At 54.4% G+C, this 21,159-nt stretch carries 20 protein-coding genes; 12 read left to right on the top strand and 8 right to left on the bottom strand.

Annotated features, from left to right (window positions below):
• Nucleotides 1–202 precede the first annotated feature (202 nt).
• Both V6942_RS13140 and mdtD read left to right on the top strand, forming a co-directional pair.
• The gene (locus V6942_RS13140; protein WP_106930073.1) at nt 203–907 is read left to right on the top strand and encodes a FadR/GntR family transcriptional regulator; all 705 of its coding nucleotides are present in this window, start codon (nt 203–205) and stop codon (nt 905–907) included.
• A 10-nt stretch (nt 908–917) separates the two neighbouring features.
• The gene (gene mdtD / locus V6942_RS13135) at nt 918–2,306 is read left to right on the top strand and encodes a multidrug transporter subunit MdtD (protein ID WP_106930075.1); all 1,389 of its coding nucleotides are present in this window, start codon (nt 918–920) and stop codon (nt 2,304–2,306) included.
• 2 nt (nt 2,307–2,308) lie between these two features.
• Here mdtD and rbsR read toward each other — a convergent pair whose 3' ends face one another.
• From rbsR to kup, 7 genes are all read right to left on the bottom strand, one after another.
• The gene (gene rbsR, locus V6942_RS13130) at nt 2,309–3,301 is read right to left on the bottom strand and encodes a ribose operon transcriptional repressor RbsR (protein WP_106930077.1); all 993 of its coding nucleotides are present in this window, start codon (nt 3,299–3,301) and stop codon (nt 2,309–2,311) included.
• 3 nt (nt 3,302–3,304) lie between these two features.
• Entirely contained in the window at nt 3,305–4,234 is a 930-nt protein-coding gene (gene rbsK, locus V6942_RS13125) for a ribokinase (protein WP_106930079.1), read from the bottom strand.
• Between the two features lie 111 nt (nt 4,235–4,345).
• Nucleotides 4,346–5,236 (bottom strand): ribose ABC transporter substrate-binding protein RbsB, encoded by an 891-nt coding sequence (gene rbsB / locus V6942_RS13120; protein ID WP_106930081.1) that lies wholly within the window; start codon nt 5,234–5,236, stop codon nt 4,346–4,348.
• Between the two features lie 27 nt (nt 5,237–5,263).
• Entirely contained in the window at nt 5,264–6,229 is a 966-nt protein-coding gene (gene rbsC, locus V6942_RS13115) for a ribose ABC transporter permease (RefSeq protein WP_106930083.1), read from the bottom strand.
• Between the two features lie 5 nt (nt 6,230–6,234).
• Nucleotides 6,235–7,740 carry a ribose ABC transporter ATP-binding protein RbsA gene (gene rbsA, locus V6942_RS13110; RefSeq protein ID WP_106930085.1) on the bottom strand — a complete coding sequence of 502 codons (1,506 nt, stop codon included), beginning with the start codon at nt 7,738–7,740 and terminating at the stop codon, nt 6,235–6,237.
• Between the two features lie 7 nt (nt 7,741–7,747).
• Nucleotides 7,748–8,167, bottom strand: a complete 420-nt coding sequence (gene rbsD, locus V6942_RS13105) for a D-ribose pyranase (protein WP_106930087.1) — start codon at nt 8,165–8,167, stop codon at nt 7,748–7,750.
• Between the two features lie 173 nt (nt 8,168–8,340).
• On the bottom strand, nt 8,341–10,209 hold the full coding sequence (kup, locus tag V6942_RS13100; protein WP_106930089.1) for a low affinity potassium transporter Kup: 1,869 nt from the start codon (nt 10,207–10,209) through the stop codon (nt 8,341–8,343).
• A gap of 219 nt (nt 10,210–10,428) precedes the next feature.
• Here kup and ravA point away from each other — a divergent pair, with 219 nt between their 5' ends.
• Together ravA and viaA are read left to right on the top strand one after the other, a co-directional pair.
• The gene (ravA, locus tag V6942_RS13095; RefSeq protein ID WP_333501329.1) at nt 10,429–11,925 is read left to right on the top strand and encodes an ATPase RavA; all 1,497 of its coding nucleotides are present in this window, start codon (nt 10,429–10,431) and stop codon (nt 11,923–11,925) included.
• Nucleotides 11,925–13,376, top strand: coding sequence for an ATPase RavA stimulator ViaA (gene viaA / locus V6942_RS13090; protein ID WP_106930093.1), 1,452 nt, complete (start codon nt 11,925–11,927; stop codon nt 13,374–13,376). The genes ravA and viaA overlap by 1 nt, the downstream gene beginning before the upstream one ends.
• Before the next feature lie 6 nt (nt 13,377–13,382).
• Here viaA and asnA read toward each other — a convergent pair whose 3' ends face one another.
• The gene (asnA, locus tag V6942_RS13085; protein WP_106930095.1) at nt 13,383–14,375 is read right to left on the bottom strand and encodes an aspartate--ammonia ligase; all 993 of its coding nucleotides are present in this window, start codon (nt 14,373–14,375) and stop codon (nt 13,383–13,385) included.
• A gap of 151 nt (nt 14,376–14,526) precedes the next feature.
• Between asnA and asnC the strand changes: the two genes are divergently transcribed.
• From asnC to atpF, 8 genes are all read left to right on the top strand, one after another.
• Nucleotides 14,527–14,985 carry a transcriptional regulator AsnC gene (gene asnC, locus V6942_RS13080; protein ID WP_035893632.1) on the top strand — a complete coding sequence of 153 codons (459 nt, stop codon included), beginning with the start codon at nt 14,527–14,529 and terminating at the stop codon, nt 14,983–14,985.
• An 88-nt stretch (nt 14,986–15,073) separates the two neighbouring features.
• Nucleotides 15,074–15,514, top strand: a complete 441-nt coding sequence (gene mioC / locus V6942_RS13075) for an FMN-binding protein MioC (protein ID WP_106930097.1) — start codon at nt 15,074–15,076, stop codon at nt 15,512–15,514.
• 381 nt (nt 15,515–15,895) lie between these two features.
• On the top strand, nt 15,896–17,785 hold the full coding sequence (gene mnmG / locus V6942_RS13070) for a tRNA uridine-5-carboxymethylaminomethyl(34) synthesis enzyme MnmG (protein WP_106930099.1): 1,890 nt from the start codon (nt 15,896–15,898) through the stop codon (nt 17,783–17,785).
• A 102-nt stretch (nt 17,786–17,887) separates the two neighbouring features.
• Nucleotides 17,888–18,511, top strand: coding sequence for a 16S rRNA (guanine(527)-N(7))-methyltransferase RsmG (gene rsmG / locus V6942_RS13065; protein ID WP_182929742.1), 624 nt, complete (start codon nt 17,888–17,890; stop codon nt 18,509–18,511).
• A 614-nt stretch (nt 18,512–19,125) separates the two neighbouring features.
• The gene (gene atpI / locus V6942_RS13060) at nt 19,126–19,506 is read left to right on the top strand and encodes a F0F1 ATP synthase subunit I (protein WP_106930103.1); all 381 of its coding nucleotides are present in this window, start codon (nt 19,126–19,128) and stop codon (nt 19,504–19,506) included.
• An 8-nt stretch (nt 19,507–19,514) separates the two neighbouring features.
• Nucleotides 19,515–20,330 carry a F0F1 ATP synthase subunit A gene (gene atpB, locus V6942_RS13055; RefSeq protein WP_005121454.1) on the top strand — a complete coding sequence of 272 codons (816 nt, stop codon included), beginning with the start codon at nt 19,515–19,517 and terminating at the stop codon, nt 20,328–20,330.
• A gap of 46 nt (nt 20,331–20,376) precedes the next feature.
• Nucleotides 20,377–20,616 (top strand): F0F1 ATP synthase subunit C, encoded by a 240-nt coding sequence (gene atpE / locus V6942_RS13050; RefSeq protein WP_000429386.1) that lies wholly within the window; start codon nt 20,377–20,379, stop codon nt 20,614–20,616.
• Nucleotides 20,617–20,681: 65 nt separating this feature from the next.
• The gene (atpF, locus tag V6942_RS13045; protein ID WP_064540589.1) at nt 20,682–21,152 is read left to right on the top strand and encodes a F0F1 ATP synthase subunit B; all 471 of its coding nucleotides are present in this window, start codon (nt 20,682–20,684) and stop codon (nt 21,150–21,152) included.
• Nucleotides 21,153–21,159: the final 7 nt, after the last annotated feature.

Below are 21,159 nucleotides of genomic sequence, written 5' to 3'. Positions count from 1 at the left end.
CCGTTGTTCCGTGTCAGTGGAGGCGCATTATAGGGAGTTTATTCTGGCTGACAAGCGTAAATTCAAAATAATTTATCGCTCGCTTTTTTTTTCACCAAATTGTGTATCAATACAGCGTAAAAAGCCCAGACTGCTGTTTTTAACACCGATCCAGTACGTCAAATGGCATACTAAAGAAAGATAAATAATAGGAATGGCCTTTATGTCTCTTAGCGCACAGCAACTTGCAGCCCAAAAAAACATCTCCTGGGTCCTGGCGGAAAAAATAGCCCAGAAGATATTAACCGGTGAATATCCACCGGAAAGCATCCTCCCCGGTGAAATGGAGCTGGGTGAGATATTCGGCGTAAGCCGCACCGCCGTCCGTGAGGCGGTAAAAACGCTCTCGGCAAAAGGTATGCTGCTTCCGCGCCCGCGCATCGGCACACGCGTAATGCCTCAGGCGCACTGGAACTTCCTTGATACCGAGCTAATCTCCTGGTGGCTAACCACCGATAACTTCCAGGCCGTCATGAAGCACTTCCTGGTGCTGCGCCGCAGCCTGGAACCACAGGCGTGTATGCTGGCCGCCACGCTCGGCACCGCCGAACAGAAAGCGCAGCTGAACACCTTAATGGCGGAAATGGCAACGCTGGAAAAATCCTTCGACCGTGAGCGATGGATCGATATCGACACCACCTGGCACGAACATATCTATGAAATGAGCGCGAATCCGTTCCTGACGTCCTTCGCCAGGCTCTTCCATTCCGTGTACCACATCTATTTCACGTCAATTACTGAAGATGAAGTGATTGAACTGGCCAGCCACCAGGCCATCGTGGATGCCATCCAGGAAGGCGATGGTCCAGGCGCATTTCAGGCCTGCCAGGCGTTATTAAACGCGCCACACATCCTGGCCGCAGTATAAAGGACAATGCATGACTGAAAAGAAAGCGCGGAGTATGGCCGGGCTACCGTGGATAGCCGCGATGGCCTTCTTTATGCAGGCGCTGGACGCCACCATTCTGAATACGGCGCTTCCCGCCATTGCGCATAGCCTCAACCGTTCACCGCTGGCGATGCAGTCGGCAATCATCAGCTATACCCTTACCGTGGCCATGCTTATCCCGGTGAGCGGCTGGCTGGCCGATCGTTTTGGTACCCGACGTATCTTTATGCTTGCGGTTAGCCTGTTCACGCTCGGTTCACTCGCCTGCGCGCTTTCCTCCTCGCTCGGTGAACTGGTTGTTTTCCGCGTAATCCAGGGCATCGGTGGCGCGATGATGATGCCCGTTGCCCGTCTGGCTCTCCTGCGCGCCTACCCGCGTAGCGAACTGCTGCCGGTGCTCAACTTTGTCACGATGCCTGGGTTAATTGGGCCAATTCTCGGCCCAGTGCTTGGCGGCGTGTTCGTCACCTGGGCCAGTTGGCACTGGATATTCCTGATTAACATTCCGATCGGCGTCGTCGGCATGCTGTACGCCCGTAAATATATGCCGAACTTCACCACGCCACGGCGGCGTTTCGATCTGGCCGGATTCCTGCTGTTTGGGCTGAGCCTGGTACTGTTCTCTATCGGCATGGAACTGCTAGGCGAGCAGATTGTGTCGGGGTGGGTTGCGTTGATGGTCGTGTTGTTCAGCTTGATTCTGCTGCTGGCCTATATCCGCCACGCGCGTCGTCACCCGACGCCGCTCATCTCGCTGGGCCTGTTTAAAACGCGCACCTTTTCTGTCGGCATCGCCGGTAACCTGGCCACCCGCCTGGGGACCGGCTGCGTACCGTTCCTGATGCCGCTGATGCTGCAAGTCGGGTTTGGCTACCCAGCGCTGATTGCCGGCTGCATGATGGCGCCAACGGCCATCGGCTCAATTATTGCAAAATCGACGGTCACTCAGGTGCTACGCCGTTTAGGCTATCGGAAAACGCTGGTAGGGGTGACATTATTCATCGGCCTGATGATTGCGCAGTTCTCGCTGCAGTCGCCATCCATGCCGGTATGGCTACTGATCCTGCCGCTGTTCGTGCTGGGGATGGCCATGTCGACGCAGTTCACCTCAATGAACACCATCACGCTTGCCGACCTCACGGATGACAACGCCAGCGGCGGCAACAGCCTGCTGGCGGTGACACAGCAGCTATCAATCAGCTTAGGCGTCGCCATCAGCGCCGCGGTGCTTCGCTCCTACCAGAGCATGGTGGATTCGACGATCGATCAGTTCCACTACACCTTTATCACCATGGGCGTGATTACGGCAGTTTCAGCGCTGATGTTTATGCTGCTGCGGCCGAAGGATGGCCGCAACCTGATAAAAGAAAAGCATTAGTCTCAGACCGAGCCTCGCACCACCAGCTCGGGCGTCAGCTGCATACGCTGCTGTTTTTGCCCGGGCTGCGTGATACGGTGAATGAGTACATCTATCGCCAGCTCGCCCAGTTCATCTTTGGGTTGATGAATAGTGGTCAGCGGCGGCGTCATATAGCGCGCCAGTTCGATATCGTCATAACCGATTACCGCCATATCCTGAGGAATGCGCAGTCCGGCCTGATACAGCGCCTGATAAGCACCCACCGCCATCGCATCGTTGCCGACGAAGACCGCATCCGGACGTTCAGGATGCGCCAGCAGTTTCTGCATCGCGTCAAAGCCGCCGCCAAACTCGAAGTTGCTGGTAATTTCATAGCCGTCCGGGATCGGCAACTGCGCGTTATGCATCGCTTCCCGATACCCTTCCAGACGCAGCCGCGCCGGCGTTTTATCCAACGGACCGGCAATACAGGCAATTCGCGTATGCCCGCGCGCGATAAGGTAGCGGGTGGCCATGTCGCCGCCCAACAGCGAATTATCCTGAATCAGATCGCTGTCGCCGTCGAACGGCGCCCAGTCCATCATGACAGAAGGAATCGAAGGGTAGCGCTGCATAATCTCCAGCGACGGCTGGTGCGTTTCGGTACACAGCAATAGCAGCCCGTCGACGCGCTTTTGCATCAGCGTCTCCAGGTTGCGATTCATTCGCTGTTCATCACCTTCGGTATTGCACAGTACCAGGCTATAGCCGCGCTCAAAGCAGCTGCGCTCCACGCCGCGTACCAGTTCAGAATAGAACGGGTTGGTACTGGCAGTGATTAGCATGCCAATGGTATGGGTCTGATTTAGCTTGAGGCTGCGCGCCAGCGCCGACGGCGCGTAGTTCAGTTCTTTAATCGCCGCATCAACTTTCTCAGTAATGGCATCGCTGACAAACCGATCTTTATTAATAACGTGAGATACCGTGGAGGTGGAAACGCCCGCCAGGCGAGCAACATCCTTCATCGTGGCCAAGCGTTACCCCTGCTGACGTAAAAATTCGTCGATCTCTTCACGCCAGGGCACAGAAGGCTGCGCGCCTTTACGCGTTACGGCAATGGCCGCTGCCGCATGCGCAAAGCGCAACGCCTCGGCCAGCGGCGTGTTTTCCAGCAGCGCGGTCATCAGAGCACCGTTGAAGGTATCACCCGCAGCAATGGTATCAATGGCCTGGACCTTAAAGCCCGGCACGCGACGGCCTTCACCCTTAACGCTGGCCCAAACGCCACGGCTGCCAAGGGTAATAATCACCGTATCGATGCCCTTGTTGTGCAGCACCTGTGCAGCCTTCGCGGCATCGTCATCGTTTTCAACCCGCACGCCCGTCAGCTTCTCAGCCTCGGTTTCGTTCGGCGTAATAATATCCACCAGCGACAGCAGCGCATCCGGCAACGCACGTGCCGGGGCCGGGTTTAATACCACGGTAGTCTGGTTCTGGTGGGCTATCTGCGCGGCCAGCAGTACGCTGTCCAGCGGGGATTCGAGCTGCATCAGCAGCGCATTCGCATTGGCAATACGTTCACGCTGTGCTTCCACCAACGCAGTAGACAGCGCCGCGTTGGCACCGGCGTGAATACCAATGACGTTCTCGCCTTCGCCGTTAACGAAGATCAGCGCGACCCCGGTAGATTCGCCGCTAATGGCGCTCACCGGTGCAACATCAATGCGATCGGTGACGAGCTGCTTACGGATACGTTCGCCAATATCGTCATCGCCGGTACAGGCGATAAACGCGATATCAGCACCGCTGCGCCCGGCTGCAACCGCCTGATTTGCGCCTTTGCCGCCAAAAGCAACCTGATAATGGCTACCGGTGACGGTTTCGCCAGGCAGGGGGAAAGATTCAAGATTGAGAATGTGATCGGCATTGATGCTGCCAAGGACGACGAGTTTGCCTGCGGTTTTCATTTTCAGAGTGTCCGGTAAGATGCGCCACCGGCATCCCGGTGGCGCGTGCCCTGCTTTTCTTTATTGATGTTGTCCCTCAGGCTTCTGGAGCCTGAATCGCATTCGCGTTTATTACTGCTTAATTACCAGCTTCAGGTCAACAGGATATTTTGCCTGTACCTTTTCGCCTTTCAGCACTTTGTCAGCGGTTTCAACGCCTTTAGCACCGATCTGGTCCGGTAACTGAGCGATAGTTGCCGCCAGTTTACCGTCGTTAACGGCCTTTTCACCGTCCGGAGTACCGTCAAAGCCCACCACCATCACATCGGACTTACCGGCTGTTTGCAGCGCACGCAGTGCACCCAGCGCCATTTCATCGTTCTGTGCGAACACGGCTTTCACATCCGGGTGAGCAGTCAGCAGGTTCTGCATCACGTTCAGACCTTTAGTACGGTCAAAGTCAGCCGGCTGGCTGGCCAGTACATTAAATTTGTGAGCAGCAACGGCCTGCTGGAAGCCTTCGCCGCGTTCACGCGCTGCTGAGGTCCCGGCAATGCCCTGCAGTTCGATAACTTTGGCGCCTTCACCGGCTTTCTTCGCGATGTAATCCCCAGCAATTTTACCGCCCAGAACGTTATCAGAAGCGATATGGCTCACGACTTCACCTTTAGACGCTACGCGGTCCAGGGTGATGACCGGGATTTTAGCCTGGTTAGCCATCTTGATGGCGTTACCCACGGCATCGGAATCAGTCGGGTTGATCAGCAGAATTTTGGTACCGCGAACCGTTAAATCCTGAACGTTAGCCAGCTCTTTCGCCGGGTTGTTCTGCGAGTCCAGAACCACCAGGTTGTAACCCAGTTTGTCGGCTTCTTTCTGCGCGCCATCCTTCAGGGAGACGAAGAACGGGTTATTCAGGGTAGAGATAACCAGCGCGATAGTATCTTTCGCCATCGCGTTCGCACTGACGGTGGCGCTCAGCGCAACCGCGGAAACCAGGGTAGCCAGTTTTTTCATGTTCATATTTAAGATGTCCTGTAGTGTCGTTAGTTACTGCTTTTTGTTGTCCACCAGCACCGCCAGCAAAATCACGACTGCTTTAACGATCATCTGGTAATAAGAAGAAACACCTAACAAATTCAAACCGTTGTTCAAGAAACCAAGAATCAGCGCACCGATAAGCGTGCCGACGATACGACCTTTACCACCCGCCAGGCTGGTCCCCCCCAGCACCACCGCCGCAATGGCATCCAGCTCATAGCCGGTACCTGCCGTCGGTTGCGCAGAGGAGAGACGCGCCACTTCGATAATCCCCGCCAGCGCCGACAGCAGCCCGCACAGAGAGTAGACGATAATTTTGACTTTGTTGACGCTGATGCCGGAAAGACGCGTTGCTGCTTCGTTACCGCCTAGCGCATAGATGTAACGGCCCAGGCGGGTATGGTGCAGCATGTACCACGCGGCCAGGAAAACAATCGCCATGATCCACACCGGCGTCGGTATCCCCAGCGGACGGCCAATACCGAACCAGCCAAAGATATCGGCGTTATCGGTAAACCCGGTGTTCACCGGGCTGCCGTTGGTGTACACCATGGTCACCCCGCGCAGCAGCAGCATCATCACGAGGGTGGCGATAAACGCCTGTACGCGCCCTTTTGCAACAATAACGCCGGTAACGGCCCCGATTGCGGCACCCAATGCGAGTGCGGCAGCAACCGCCACCAGCGCATTGACTTCAATGCCGACAATCGACGCGGCGACCGCGCCGGTCAACGCCAGCAGCGAACCGACGGACAGGTCGATCCCCGACGTTAAAATGACCAGCGTCATCCCGACCGCCATGATCGCGTTCACGGAGGTTTGCTGCAGGATGTTGAACAGGTTATTGACGGTAAAAAAGTTCGGACTCATGGTCGACACAATCGCTATCAGCACCAGCAGGGCAATCAGCGATTTTTGCTCCAGCAGCCATGCTTTAGTGAAATAGCGGCGACCCGCCACAGACTGGGTTGTCATCTTTTTTACTCCTGGTTCACGCGGTTAAGCTTGCCCACAGCGGCAGCCATTAATACTTCCTGGGTGGCCTGCTCGCGTGAAAACTCACCGCCGAGATGCCCTTCATGCATCACAATAATGCGATCGCTCATCCCCAATACTTCCGGCATCTCGGACGAGACCAGAATGATGCTCAGACCGTCGGCCTTGAATTGGTTGATCAGCTGATAAATCTCTTTCTTTGCCCCCACGTCGACGCCGCGCGTCGGCTCATCGAGGATCAGCACTTTCGGGCGAGTCATCAGACCGCGCGCAATCGCTACTTTTTGCTGGTTACCGCCGGAAAGCAGACCGATAGCCTGTTCCATCGAAGGGGTCTTCACGTTGAACAGACGGATAAAATCACCGACCGCCTGCTGCTCATCTTTATGCTTCAGGCCGCCGCCGGCGCGGCTGAAATAGCGCAGCGCGGTCAGCGACATGTTCTCTTTCACCGACATGCCCAGCACTAAACCATCGCGCTTACGGTCTTCGGAGATGTAGACAATGCCGTTGGCCAGGCCATCCTGCGGCGAGCGCGTGACCACCTCATGGCCGTCGAGGGTGACGTAACCACTGGTGCGCGGCAGCGCGCCATACAGCACCTTCATTAATTCGGTACGCCCTGCGCCCATCAGGCCGGCAACGCCAAGAATTTCACCTTTACGCAGCGTAAAAGAAACGCCGTCCACGCCAGGGCCGCACAGCGCATCGACCTTCAGGCGGATCTCACCCGGCTCTTTATCCAGATGCGGGTACTGATCTTCGAGCTTACGTCCTACCATCATTTCAATCAGACGGTCTTCATCAAGGCTTGCCACTTCACGCTCGGCAATAAACTGCCCGTCACGGAAGACCGTAACGTCGTCGCAAATCTCGAAAATCTCTTTCATGCGGTGAGAAATATAGACAATGCCGCGCCCCTGCGATTTCAGCTCGCGGATCACGCGGAACAGGGACTCAGTTTCGGTATCGGTCAACGCATCGGTGGGTTCATCCATGATGATGACCCTGGACTCAAAGCTCAGCACCTTGGCGATCTCTACCATCTGCTGATCGCCGATGGAGAGGTCCCCGACCAGACGGTCGCTCTTAAAGCGCAGGTTTAGCTTCGCCAGCAGGACGTCCGCTTCCGCATACATCTTCTTCCAGTCGATTTTGCCAAAGCGGTTCACGAACTCACGGCCGAGGAATATGTTCTCGGCAATCGTGAGCTGTGGGATCAGGTTCAGCTCCTGGTGAATGATGCCGATACCGGCTTCCTGCGAGGATTTCGGGCCGTTGAAGGTGGTATCTTTACCTAACCACAGAAGGGAACCTGCATCGCGGGTGTAGATCCCGGTCAGCACCTTCATCATGGTCGATTTACCAGCGCCGTTTTCGCCCACCAGCGCCATCACGCGACCGGCATAGACGTTTAGCGCGGCGCCGGAAAGGGCCTTCACGCCTGGGAACGATTTATCGATCCCTTTGAGTTGTAAGAGTGCGTCCATGATGGCCTCAGAAGGTGACGCCAGCACAGAGAATGATATTCGCATACGGGGAACATTCCCCGCTGCGAATCACCGCCTGACTGTCTGCGGTTTGTTGTTTGAACTGCTCATGCGAGACGTAACGAACGTCAATGCGATTTCCCTGGTGTTGCTGCAGCTGCTCAAGGTGTTTGAGCAACGCTTCGTGGAGCTGCGGATTATGCTGTTGAATTTCCGCGGCGAGAATGGCGGCCTCGACCTGCATCTCCTGCGTCACCACGCCCAGCACCTGCATAAAGGTGGGAACGCCCTGGGTGAGCGCCATATCAATGCGCGCCGTGCTGCGAGGGATGGGTAAACCCGCATCGCACACCACCAGCGTATCGGTATGACCCAGACGGGAAATGACCGATGAGATTTCAGAATTGAGTACCGTACCTTTCTTCATTTATTTTCTGGCTCCACTAGCGAAACGTTTCGCTGTTATCAGTGTAGTCTTAAGAACGTGCAGAAAACCATCGGCAGGTTATAGAAATGTGATCGCCATCGAAACGTTTCGCGAACAATGAGAAAGGGATAAAAAAACGCCCTCCGTCAAAATGAGGGAGGGCGTTGATAGCGTTAGATTTCGACCTGGGTGCCCAGTTCGATAACGCGGTTCGGCGGGATCTCGAACTGATCCGGCGCGCGCAGCGCATTGCGTTGCAACAGCAGGTACAGCTTGCCGCGCAGGCGCAGGTACCACGGACGCTTGCCGACAATCAGCGACTCATGCGACATAAAGAAGGAGGTTTCCATCATCCGGCAGCTTAAGCCTTCCAGGCCGCAGCGGTGGAACACCTCTTCCACGTTCGGCGTCTCACGCCAGCCGTAGCTGGCTACCACGCGCCAGAAGGTCGGTGAGAGCTGCTCAATCTGCACGCGCCTAACGTTGTGCACGTACGGCGCATCTTCGGTGCGCAGCGTCAGCAGGATAACCCGCTCGTGCAGCACCTTGTTATGCTTGAGGTTATGCAGCATAGCAAACGGGATCACGTTGAGCGCACGAGACATATACACCGCGGTGCCCGGCACACGTACCGGCGGTGATTTCTCCAGTGAGGCGATCATGGCCTCCAGGGAGTTACCGTGTTCATGCATCCGACGCAGCAGGCGGAAACGCTCGCTTTTCCAGGTGGTCATGATGGTGAACATGATCAGCGCCAGGCTCAGCGGCAGCCAACCGCCGGAGACGATTTTATCGAGATTCGCCGAGAACAGCGGAATGTCGATGCACATAAACGCCACGAACAGCAGCGCCACAAAGAACTTATTCCAGCGCCAGTTCTTCCGCGCCACCGTGGTGAACAGAATCGTCGTCAGAACCATGGTCCCCGTAACCGCAATACCGTACGCCGCCGCCAGGTTTGAGGAGTGCTCAAAGCTGACGATCACCACCACCACCGAGATATAAAGCAGCCAGTTGATAAACGGGATATAAATCTGGCCGGACTCCATTTCCGAGGTGTGAATAATGCGCATCGGTGACAGATACCCCAGGCGCACCGCCTGGCGAGTCAGCGAGAAGACCCCGGAGATAACCGCCTGAGAGGCGATAACCGTCGCCAATGCGGCAATCACCAGCATTGGAATCAGCGCCCAATCAGGGGCCAGCAGGAAGAACGGGTTCTTAATGGCTTCCGGGTGTTTTAACAACAGCGCGCCCTGACCAAAGTAGTTCAATACCAGCGAAGGCAGCACCACCGAGAACCAGGCCAGGCGAATCGGTAATTTCCCGAAGTGACCCATGTCGGCATACAGCGCCTCCACGCCGGTGATCGACAGCACCACCGCGCCCAGCGCCACGAAAGAAACGGTTTTGTATTGCAGGAAGAAGTTCACCGCCCAGTAAGGGTTAAGGGCATGCAGGACTTCAGGGTTTGCAATAATGCTCCGCGCGCCCAATACCGCCAGCAGCAGGAACCAGATAAGCATAATGGGCGCAAACAGTTTGCCGACCATGCTGGTACCGTGCTTCTGGATAGCAAAAAGCAGCGTCAGAACAATAATCGAAATGGGGACAATCCAGGTATCGAGCGTGGGGGCGATAATTTCCAGCCCTTCAATCGCCGACATCACCGAGATAGCCGGGGTAATGACCACTTCGCCATAGAAGAAGCTTCCCCCAATGAGTCCAAGGATCACCAGGATGGATGTCGTCTTCGCAGAGGTGTTACGCCCGGCCAGTGACATCAGCGTGAGGATCCCGCCTTCGCCGGCGTTGTCCGCCCGCATCACGAAGGTAATGTATTTGAGTGAAACCGTAAAAACGAGCAGCCAGAAAATTAATGACAGAAAGCCAAAAACCGCGTCACGTTCGACGCCAAAACCAAACTGCCCAGACAAACATTCACGAAGCGTATAAAGAGGGCTGGTACCAATATCGCCGTATACCACGCCAATTGCAGCGAGTGTAATCGCTGATAAAGATTGTTTCTTATCAGTGCTCATAGACTAGTCTTTCGTTTTTGAAACAAATGTGTGCCTAGTCCCTTGGCCCACGAAAAGCGCACAGTATGCACGATTAACGCCAAAATCGTACCCCTTAATCACATCATATTAACCTGCCTCAAGAAATTGCGAGGTAGTATTGAGGCTATTCACCTAAAGACTTAAACGTCTATACTCAGCCAGTTAGCTGATTAAACGGCGAAAGGACGCAAGTTAATTATGGCCCAACCACATTTATTAGCAGAAAGAATTTCGCGGCTGAGCGGCGCGCTGGAGAAAGGGCTATTTGAACGTAGTCATGCCATTCGTCTGTGCCTGCTGGCAGCGCTGAGCGGCGAAAGCGTCTTTTTACTTGGCCCTCCGGGCATCGCAAAAAGCCTGATAGCCCGTCGCCTGAAATTTGCTTTCCAGCACGCCCGCGCTTTCGAGTACCTGATGACGCGCTTTTCTACGCCGGAAGAAGTGTTTGGGCCACTCTCTATCCAGGCGTTAAAAGATGAAGGTCGCTATGAGCGCCTGACCGCTGGCTATCTGCCGGAAGCCGAGATCGTGTTTCTGGATGAAATCTGGAAGGCGGGCCCGGCCATTCTGAACACCTTACTTACCGCCATTAACGAACGCCATTTCCGTAACGGCGCCAGCGTTGAAAAAATTCCCATGCGTCTGCTGGTTACCGCATCGAACGAACTGCCGGAGGCCGAAAGCAGCCTGGAAGCACTGTACGACCGCATGCTGATTCGCCTGTGGCTCGACAAAGTGCAGGACAAAGGCAATTTCCGCTCCATGCTGATTAGCCAGCAGGACGAAAACGACAATCCGATCCCGGCCAGTCTTCAGGTAACGGATGAAGAGTACTTCCAGTGGCAGAAGGATATCGGCAACGTCAAGCTGCCGGACGCGGTGTTTGAGCTGATTTTCACCCTGCGCCAGCAGCTGGATAACCTACCAAACGCACCTTATGTTTCCGATCGTCGCTGGAAAAAGGCGATCCGCCTGCTGCAGGCCTGCGCCTTCTTCAGCGGCCGAGATGCGATCGCACCTATCGATCTGATCCTGCTCAAAGAGTGCCTGTGGCACGATGCTGAAAGCCTGAATCTGCTTAAACAACAGATAGATATTTTGATGACCGGACATGCGTGGCAGCAGCAGGCCATGCTCAATAAGCTGGGCGCGATTACCCAACAGCGCCTGCAAATTCAGCAACAGCAAAGCGACAAAACGGCATTGAAAGTCATCCGCCTGGGCGGCATGTTCAGCCGCAAGCCGCACTACGAGCTGCCGCCGGAGTTACAATCGCCTACGATCACCCTACTGCTGCAGCAGCCGCTGAAGCTGCACGATATTGAAGTCATTCACATAACCTTCGAGCGCCAGGCGCTGGCTAACTGGCTGGAGAAAGGCGGTGAAATTCGCGGCAAACTGAACGGCATAGGCTTTGCACTAACGCTGAATATGGAAGTCGATGCTGCGCAGCACCTGGTGGTGCGCGACGTCAGTCTGCAGGGTACCCGGCTATCGCTGCCGGGCTCCGGCAGCACGGAAAATATGCCGAGCGAAATCCGCCAGCAGCTGCTCGCCTTAGAGGAAGAATGGCACCAGCAGCACAACCGCTTTAGCGAACAGCAAAAATGCCTGTTCATCAATGAAGAGTGGCTGGGGCGTATCGAAGCCAGTCTGCAGGACGTCGCAGCGCAAATTAAGCAGGCGCAGCTTTAATGCTCACCATCGACACGCTCAACGTCATGCTGGCGGTCAGCGAAGAGGGGATGATCGAAGAGATGATCATCGCCCTGCTGGCTTCGCCGCAGCTGGCCGTGTTCTTTGAAAAATTCCCACGACTGAAAAGCGCCATTACCGACGATCTGCCCCGCTGGCGTGAGACCTTCAGAAACCGCTTAAAGGGCGCGCCGGTGCCGCAGGAGCTGGAAGAGGAGGTTATCTGCTACCAGCAGAGCCAGATTCTCTCCACCAGCCAGTTTATTGTGCAACTGCCGCAGATTCTGGCGCTGTTGATTCGGGTGCAGTCGCCGTTTGCCGGCCAGGCTCAGCAGCTGGTGGCAAACAACACCACCTTTACACCGGCCCTTCATACCCTTTTTCTACAACGCTGGCGGCTAAGCTTGGTGGTTCAGGTCACCTCGCTCAACCAACAGCTGCTGGAAGAAGAACGCGAGCAGCTGCTGAGCGAAGTGCAGGAACGTATGACCCTAAGCGGCCAGCTGGAGCCGCTGCTGGTGGAAAACGACAGCGCGGGCGGGCGACTCTGGGACATGAGCGCGGGTCAGCTTAAGCGCGGCGACTATCAGCTGATTGTTAAATACGGCGAGTTTCTCAGCCAGCAGCCAGAGCTGCTGCGCCTGGCCGAGCAGCTTGGTCGCTCACGGGAAGCGAAATCTGTGCCGAAAAAAGACGCACCGATGGAGACGTTCCGTGCGCTGGTTCGTGAACCGTCGACCGTGCCGGAACAGGTCGACGGCATCCAGCAAAGCGATGACATTCTGCGCCTGTTGCCGCCGGAGCTGGCGACGCTTGGGATCACCGAGCTGGAATACGAGTTCTATCGCCGGCTGGTGGAAAAGCAGCTGTTAACCTACCGGCTGCACGGCGACGCGTGGCGAGAGAAAATCACTGAACGTCCGGTCGTGCGCCAGGATGTCGACGAACAGCCCCGCGGGCCGTTTATTGTCTGCGTCGACACGTCTGGCTCAATGGGTGGCTTCAACGAACAGTGCGCCAAAGCGTTCTGCCTGGCGCTGATGCGGGTGGCGCTGGCCGACAACCGCCGCTGCTACATTATGCTGTTCTCCAGCGAAGTGGTGCGCTACGAGCTAACTGGCCGTCAGGGGCTGGAGCAAGCGATCCGCTTTTTGAGCCAGCGGTTTCGCGGCGGCACCGACATGGCCAGCTGTTTCCGCGCCATTATTGAGCATCTGCAAAACCCGCAGTGGCAGGACGCCGATGCGGTGGTGATTTCTGATTTTATCGCCCAACGGCTGCCGGATGAGGTGGTCAAAAAGGTAGGGGAGCTGCAGCAGAAACATCAGCATCGTTTTCACGCGGTGGCGATGTCCGCACACGGCAAACCCGGGATCATGCGCATTTTCGATCATATCTGGCGCTTTGATACCGGGTTAAGAAGCCGCCTGCTGAGGCGCTGGCGGCGTTAGACTGGGTTACAGCAGAGCAGAGACGCTTTCACGAACCTGGGCTGGCCATACGCCGCACTGCACCTGGCCGATATGAGACAGTTGCAGTAGCAGCATCGTCAAACGAGACTGACCAATACCGCCGCCGATCGTCTGCGGCATGTCACCGCGCAGCAGCGCCTGGTGCCACTCCAACTGTAAACGATCTTCATCGCCGGTGATCTGCAACTGGTGTTTCAGCGCTTTCGCATCCACGCGGATCCCCATGGAAGAAATCTCAAACGCGTCTTCCAGCACCGGGTTCCACACCAGGATATCGCCGTTTAGCCCGGCAAAACCGGAAGCGGCCTGAGTGCTCCAGTCATCATAGTCCGGCGCACGGACGTCGTGCCGCTGGCCGTCAGACAGTTTACCGCCGATACCAATCAGGAAGACCGCGCCCAGCTCTTTGGCAATTGCGCGCTCGCGCCCTTTCGCATCCAGGCCCGGGTAACGGCTCAGCAGCGTTTCGCTGTGTACAAAGTGAATCTGCTCTGGCAGGAACGGCGTCAGACCAAATTCTTTGCTTACGGCGGTTTCTGTTTCTTTAATACCCGCCCAGATAGCCTTCACGGTGCTTTCCAGCGTGCCGATATGGCGTTCATCATCACCCATCACGCGTTCCCAGTCCCACTGGTCAACGTAAACGGAGTGAATCGGAGAAAGTCGGTCTTCATCGGGGCGAAGGGCCTTCATGTGCGTGTACAGCCCTTCGCCCGCGCTGAAGTCGTGTTGTCCCAGGGTTTGACGCTTCCACTTCGCCAGTGAATGAACCACTTCGAACTGGGCGTCTGGCAGTGTTTTCACTTTCACCTGAACCGCCTTCTCGCAGCCAGACAGGTTGTCCTGTGTCCCATCGCCCACGCGGCTTAAGATCGGCGCCTGGACTTCTACGAGCCCTAGCTTCTCTTCCAACTGACGGGAAAAATAGGATTTAACGAAACTAATCTGGCGTTGTTTTGCGATGTATGCGGTTTTCATTATTTTTACTCCTGCGTCCTGTTGCCACTGATTAAGCAACAAAACCGGCCAACAATTCAATAATCAAACAACAAAAAGCCCATCTCACTTTTAATTCATCAAAATTAAAGGCTAGAATAGAAAGAATCACTAATCTTCATAAGAAAAACCTATGGAAAATTATCAGATCGACAATCTGGACCGCGGCATCCTGGAAGCGCTAATGGCCAATGCCCGTACCGCTTACGCCGAATTGGCCAAACAGTTCGCCGTGAGTCCGGGGACCATCCATGTGCGCGTAGAGAAGATGAAACAGGCAGGGATCATCACCGGTGCGCATGTGGACGTCAGCCCCAAACAACTCGGTTATGACGTAGGGTGCTTTATCGGCATCATTCTCAAGAGCGCCAAAGACTACCCATCAGCGCTGGCACGCCTGGAAAGCCTGGATGAAGTCACCGAGGCGTATTACACCACCGGCCACTACAGCATCTTTATTAAGGTGATGTGTAAATCTATCGATGCGCTGCAGCAGGTACTTATCAACAAGATCCAAACAATTGATGAAATTCAGTCCACTGAAACGCTGATCGTTCTGCAGAACCCGATCATGCGTACCATCAAGCCTTGATCGCTTTTTTTAATCCCACATTTTTCCACAGGTAGATCCCAGCTCGCTCACAGCGTACAATGCGCTCTCTCTATAAAGGTGGGCGAGCATGGCAGACATCACTTTAATCAGCGGCAGCACGCTTGGCAGTGCGGAATATGTCGCGGAACACCTGGCCGAAAAGCTGGACGACGCCGGCATGACCAGTGAAATACTGCACGGGCCGATGCTGGATGAGGTTCCGCATGAAGGAATCTGGCTGGTGGTCAGCTCAACGCATGGTGCCGGTGACATTCCGGACAACCTTCTGCCCTTATATGAAGCATTGCATGAGCAAAAACCGGATCTCTCTCAGGTTCGCTTCGGGGCTATTGGCATCGGTAGCCGCGAATATGACACCTTTTGCGGCGCGATCGATAAGCTGGAAGCCGAATTGAAAGCCTGCGGGGCAAAACAGATCGGGGAGACGCTGCGGATCAACGTACTGGAACATGAAATTCCGGAAGATCCGGCGGAAATATGGCTGCGATCGTGGCAACCAATGCTCTGAGATTTGTAAAGATCGAACTTTTTTATGTGGATAACTCTGGTTAAAAGCTTGGATCAACCGGTAGTTATCCAAAGAATAACCGTTGGCTAGTTTTTGAGTTGTGTATAACCCTCCACTTTGATCCCAGCTTATACGGTCCAGGATCACCGATCATTCACAGAAAACGATCCGCCTTAACCGGTTGATCTTAATGTCAGGATCGTACTTATCCACAAGACTTGCCGATCCTAATAAGAGATCACAATAGAACAGATCTCTAAATAAAAAGATCTTCTTTTTAATACCCAGGATCCAGACGCTTTCTCCATCGACTAAAGTTGAGTAGAATCCACGCCCGGACTTCAATCCATTTAAAAACCGCAGTACGCGAGGCAAACCACCATGTTTTATCAGGATCCTTTTGACGTCATCATCATTGGCGGGGGTCATGCAGGCACTGAGGCCGCGATGGCCGCAGCGCGAATGGGCCAACAAACCCTGCTTTTGACACACAATATCGACACTCTGGGGCAGATGAGCTGCAACCCGGCGATTGGCGGCATTGGGAAAGGACACCTGGTAAAAGAAGTGGATGCGCTTGGCGGCCTGATGGCAACGGCGATCGACCATGCAGGTATTCAGTTTAGGATACTAAACGCCAGCAAAGGCCCGGCCGTTCGTGCCACTCGCGCCCAGGCAGATCGCGTGCTTTACCGTCAGGCGGTGCGTACCGCACTGGAGAATCAGCCAAACCTGATGATCTTCCAGCAGGCGGTAGAAGATCTGATTGTCGAGAACGATCGCGTTGTCGGTGCTGTCACCCAGATGGGGCTGAAATTCCGCGCGAAAGCGGTAGTGCTGACCGTGGGGACCTTCCTTGACGGTAAAATTCATATCGGTCTGGATAACTACAGCGGTGGCCGTGCGGGCGATCCGCCGTCTATCCCGCTGTCTCGTCGTCTGCGTGAACTGCCGCTGCGCGTCAGCCGCCTGAAAACCGGTACGCCGCCGCGCATTGACGCACGGACTATCGACTTCAGCGTACTGGGCCAGCAAAACAGCGACGACCCTATGCCGGTGTTCTCGTTCCTGGGCGATGTCTCTCAGCACCCGCGTCAGATGCCGTGCTACGTGACGCACACCAACGAGAAAACCCACGACGTCATCCGCAATAACCTCGATCGTAGCCCGATGTATGCTGGCGTGATCGAAGGGATCGGCCCACGCTATTGCCCGTCGATCGAAGATAAAGTGATGCGCTTTGCCGATCGTAATCAGCACCAGATCTTCCTCGAGCCGGAAGGGCTGACGTCTAACGAAATTTATCCGAACGGTATCTCCACCAGCCTGCCGTTCGATGTGCAGATGCAGATTGTCCGCTCCATGCAGGGGATGGAAAATGCGCGCATCGTGCGCCCTGGCTACGCCATTGAATACGATTTCTTCGATCCGCGTGACCTGAAGCCAACGCTGGAAAGCAAGTATATCCACGGCCTGTTCTTTGCCGGCCAGATCAACGGCACCACCGGTTACGAAGAAGCTGCCGCACAGGGGCTGCTGGCGGGCTTGAATGCCGCCCGTCTGTCTGCCGACAAAGACGGCTGGGCGCCGCGCCGCGATCAGGCCTATCTTGGCGTACTGGTCGATGACCTCTGCACGCTGGGCACCAAAGAACCGTACCGCATGTTTACCTCACGCGCTGAATATCGCCTGATGCTGCGCGAAGACAATGCTGATCTGCGCCTGACTGAAATTGGTCGCGAGCTGGGAATGGTCGATGATGTCCGCTGGGCGCGCTTCAACGAGAAGCTGGAGAACATCGAACGTGAACGCCAGCGCCTGAAATCCACCTGGGTCGCGCCTTCGGCAGCGACGGCGGCAGAAGTGAATGCTCACCTGACCGCGCCGCTGTCTCGTGAAGCTAACGGTGAAGACCTGCTGCGTCGCCCGGAAATGACCTACGCACAGCTGACCTCTCTGACGCCGTTCTCACCGGCGCTGGACGATGTACAGGCGGCGGAACAGGTTGAAATCCAGGTGAAATACGAAGGTTATATCGCGCGTCAGCAGGATGAGATCGAAAAACAGCAGCGCAATGAAAATACGCTGCTGCCTGAAACGCTGGACTATCGCCAGGTTAACGGTTTGTCCAATGAAGTGATCGCGAAACTTAACGATCACAAACCGGTTTCTATCGGCCAGGCGTCACGCATTTCCGGGATCACCCCGGCGGCAATCTCTATTTTGCTGGTATGGCTGAAAAAACAAGGTCTGCTGCGCCGCAGCGCGTAATGATTGAACATTGCCCGGTGGCGCTATGCTTACCGGGCCTACTTTGTAGGTCGGATAAGGCGAAGTCGCCATCCGGCAGATTATCGCTAACAGGTATTCTCTGTGCTCAACAAACTCTCTCGACTGCTGAATGAAGCAGGCATTTCCCTCTCCGATCACCAGAAAAATCAGCTTGTCGGCTATGTCGATATGCTGCATAAGTGGAACAAGGCGTACAACCTGACGTCGGTGCGCGATCCGAACGAGATGCTGGTTCGCCACATCCTCGACAGCATTGTGGTGGCACCGTCGCTGAAAGGTGAACGTTTTATCGATGTCGGTACCGGGCCGGGCCTGCCGGGTATTCCGCTGTCTATCGTGCGTCCGGATGCGCACTTCACGCTGCTCGATAGCTTGGGCAAGCGCGTTCGCTTTCTGCGCCAGGTTCAGCACGAACTGAATCTGGACAACATCACGCCGGTGCAGAGCCGCGTTGAAGCATTCCCCGCTGAGCCGCCGTTTGACGGTGTCATCAGCCGCGCCTTCGCCTCGCTGACCGATATGGTGAACTGGTGTCATCATCTCCCGGGTGCGGAAGGGCGCTTCTACGCGCTGAAAGGGCAGCTGCCGGAAGATGAAATTGCGCAACTTCCAGAGGGATTTAGCGTGGAGTCCGTGGTCGAATTACGGGTTCCTCAGTTGGAAGGGGAGCGTCATTTGGTGATTATTGCACCAAACAAAATTTAATTTTTATCAAAAAAAGTAGAAAAAAAAGGCGGGTTCAGGTGTTAACAAACTGGCGACACTGCCCGCCGTTGTATGACTGAATTTTACTAGGACTTAACCTGTTTTTATCTTATCGATAACCAAGCTTTTTTTGTTAATGATGAGAATAGTAAACGTGGAAAATATCAGTCTGCTATAAATCAGCAGGTAAGTCATTTGTTCATGTTAATAATTTATTATAAATGTCAACGAATGGTTTTTGTTCTGTATCTACGTTTTTTTAAAAGAGTACTCAGATTTAGCCTTAGATATCAAAACGATGAGAACTCATATTTTGCGACGTTGATACAGAAGCCAGGCGCTAAAATGTTTAATATGTGATCTTGTGCACGCTTTATAGTCACTGTTTTCGCTGTATTTGCACTTTTGTACGATCGTTCACACTTTGACGAAAAGTAGGAAAATAGCGCGAATGAAAAATATTTAAATATTTATTCACCTTTTGGCTACTTATTGTTTGAAATCACGAGGCACCACCGTATAATTTGACCGCTTTTTGATGCTTGACTCTGAGCTTTAAAGAACGTTTTATACGACACGCGGCATACCTCAAAGGGAGCAGGAGTTCAAACGTGATGTCTATGTCGCTCGTGAGTCGAAATGTTGCTCGTAAGCTTCTGTTCATTCAGCTTCTGGCAGTGATAGCAAGTGGATTGCTGTTCAGCCTTAAAGACCCCGTCTGGGGCATCTCCGCCGCGTGTGGAGGCCTGGCAGTGTTACTGCCTAATATGTTGTTTATGATTTTTGCCTGGCGTCACCAGGTGCATACACCCGCGAAGGGCAAAGTGGCCTGGACGTTCGCCTTCGGCGAAGCGTTCAAGGTGCTAGCGATGCTGGTGTTACTGATTGTGGCGCTGGCGGTTTTAAAGGCGGTATTCTTACCGCTGATCGTTACATGGATTTTGGTGCTAGTGGTTCAGATACTGGCGCCCGCTGTAATTAACAACAAAGGGTAAAAGGCATCATGGCTTCTGAAAATATGACGCCGCAGGAATACATAGGACACCATCTGAATAACCTTCAGCTGGACCTGCGTACTTTCTCGCTGGTAGATCCGCATAACCCCCCAGCCACCTTCTGGACGCTCAATATTGACTCCATGTTCTTCTCGGTGGTGCTGGGTCTGTTGTTCCTGCTTATGTTCCGTAGCGTTGCCAAAAAAGCGACCAGCGGCGTACCAGGTAAATTTCAGACCGCGATTGAGCTGGTAATCGGCTTCGTTCATGGCAGTGTCAAAGACATGTACCATGGCAAAAGCAAGGTTATCGCTCCGCTTGCCCTGACGATCTTCGTCTGGGTCTTCCTGATGAACCTGATGGACTTACTGCCTATCGACCTGCTGCCGTATATTGCTGAGCATATACTGGGCCTGCCGGCGCTGCGCGTGGTTCCGTCTGCGGACGTAAACATCACCCTGTCTATGGCACTGGGCGTGTTTATCCTGATTCTGTTCTACAGCATCAAAATGAAAGGCATCGGTGGCTTCGCGAAAGAGCTGACACTGCAGCCGTTCAATCACTGGGCATTTATTCCTGTCAACTTAATCCTTGAAGGGGTAAGCCTGCTGTCCAAACCAGTATCTCTGGGTCTGCGACTGTTCGGCAACATGTATGCCGGTGAGCTGATTTTCATTCTGATTGCTGGTCTGTTGCCGTGGTGGTCACAGTGGATTCTGAATGTGCCGTGGGCCATTTTCCACATCCTGATCATTACGCTGCAAGCCTTCATCTTCATGGTTCTGACGATTGTCTATCTGTCGATGGCGTCTGAAGAGCATTAATTTACCAACACTACTACGTTTTAACTGAAACAAACTGGAGACTGTCATGGAAAACCTGAATATGGATCTGCTGTACATGGCTGCCGCTGTGATGATGGGTCTGGCGGCAATCGGTGCTGCGATCGGTATCGGCATCCTCGGGGGCAAATTCCTGGAAGGCGCAGCGCGTCAACCGGATCTGATTCCTCTGCTGCGTACTCAGTTCTTTATCGTTATGGGTCTGGTGGATGCTATCCCGATGATCGCTGTAGGTCTGGGTCTGTACGTGATGTTCGCTGTCGCGTAGTAAGCGTTGCTTTGAATTAAGTAAGAGCAATATCAGAACGTTAACTAGATAAGAGGCATTGTGCTGTGAATCTTAACGCAACAATCCTCGGCCAGGCCATCGCGTTTGTCCTGTTCGTTCTGTTCTGCATGAAATACGTATGGCCGCCGTTAATGGCAGCCATCGAAAAACGTCAAAAAGAGATTGCTGACGGTCTTTCTTCTGCAGAACGAGCTAAAAAGGATTTGGACCTTGCACAGGCCAATGCGACCGACCAGCTGAAAAAAGCGAAAGCGGAAGCCCAGGTGATCATCGAGCAGGCGAACAAACGTCGTTCTCAGATCCTGGACGAAGCTAAAGCTGAAGCAGAGCAGGAACGTACTAAAATCGTGGCACAGGCTCAGGCAGAAATTGATGCCGAGCGTAAACGTGCTCGCGAAGAGCTGCGTAAGCAAGTCGCTATCCTGGCTGTTGCTGGCGCCGAGAAGATCATCGAACGTTCCGTGGATGAAGCTGCTAACAGCGACATCGTGGATAAACTTGTCGCTGAACTGTAAGGAGGGA

The sequence above is a fragment of the Kluyvera genomosp. 2 genome, assembly GCF_036759865.1.
Classification (GTDB): Bacteria; Pseudomonadota; Gammaproteobacteria; order Enterobacterales; family Enterobacteriaceae; genus Kluyvera; species Kluyvera ascorbata_B.
The sequence above is the reverse complement of the archived record's forward strand: the minus strand, read 5'-3'. Positions and strand labels throughout refer to the sequence as shown.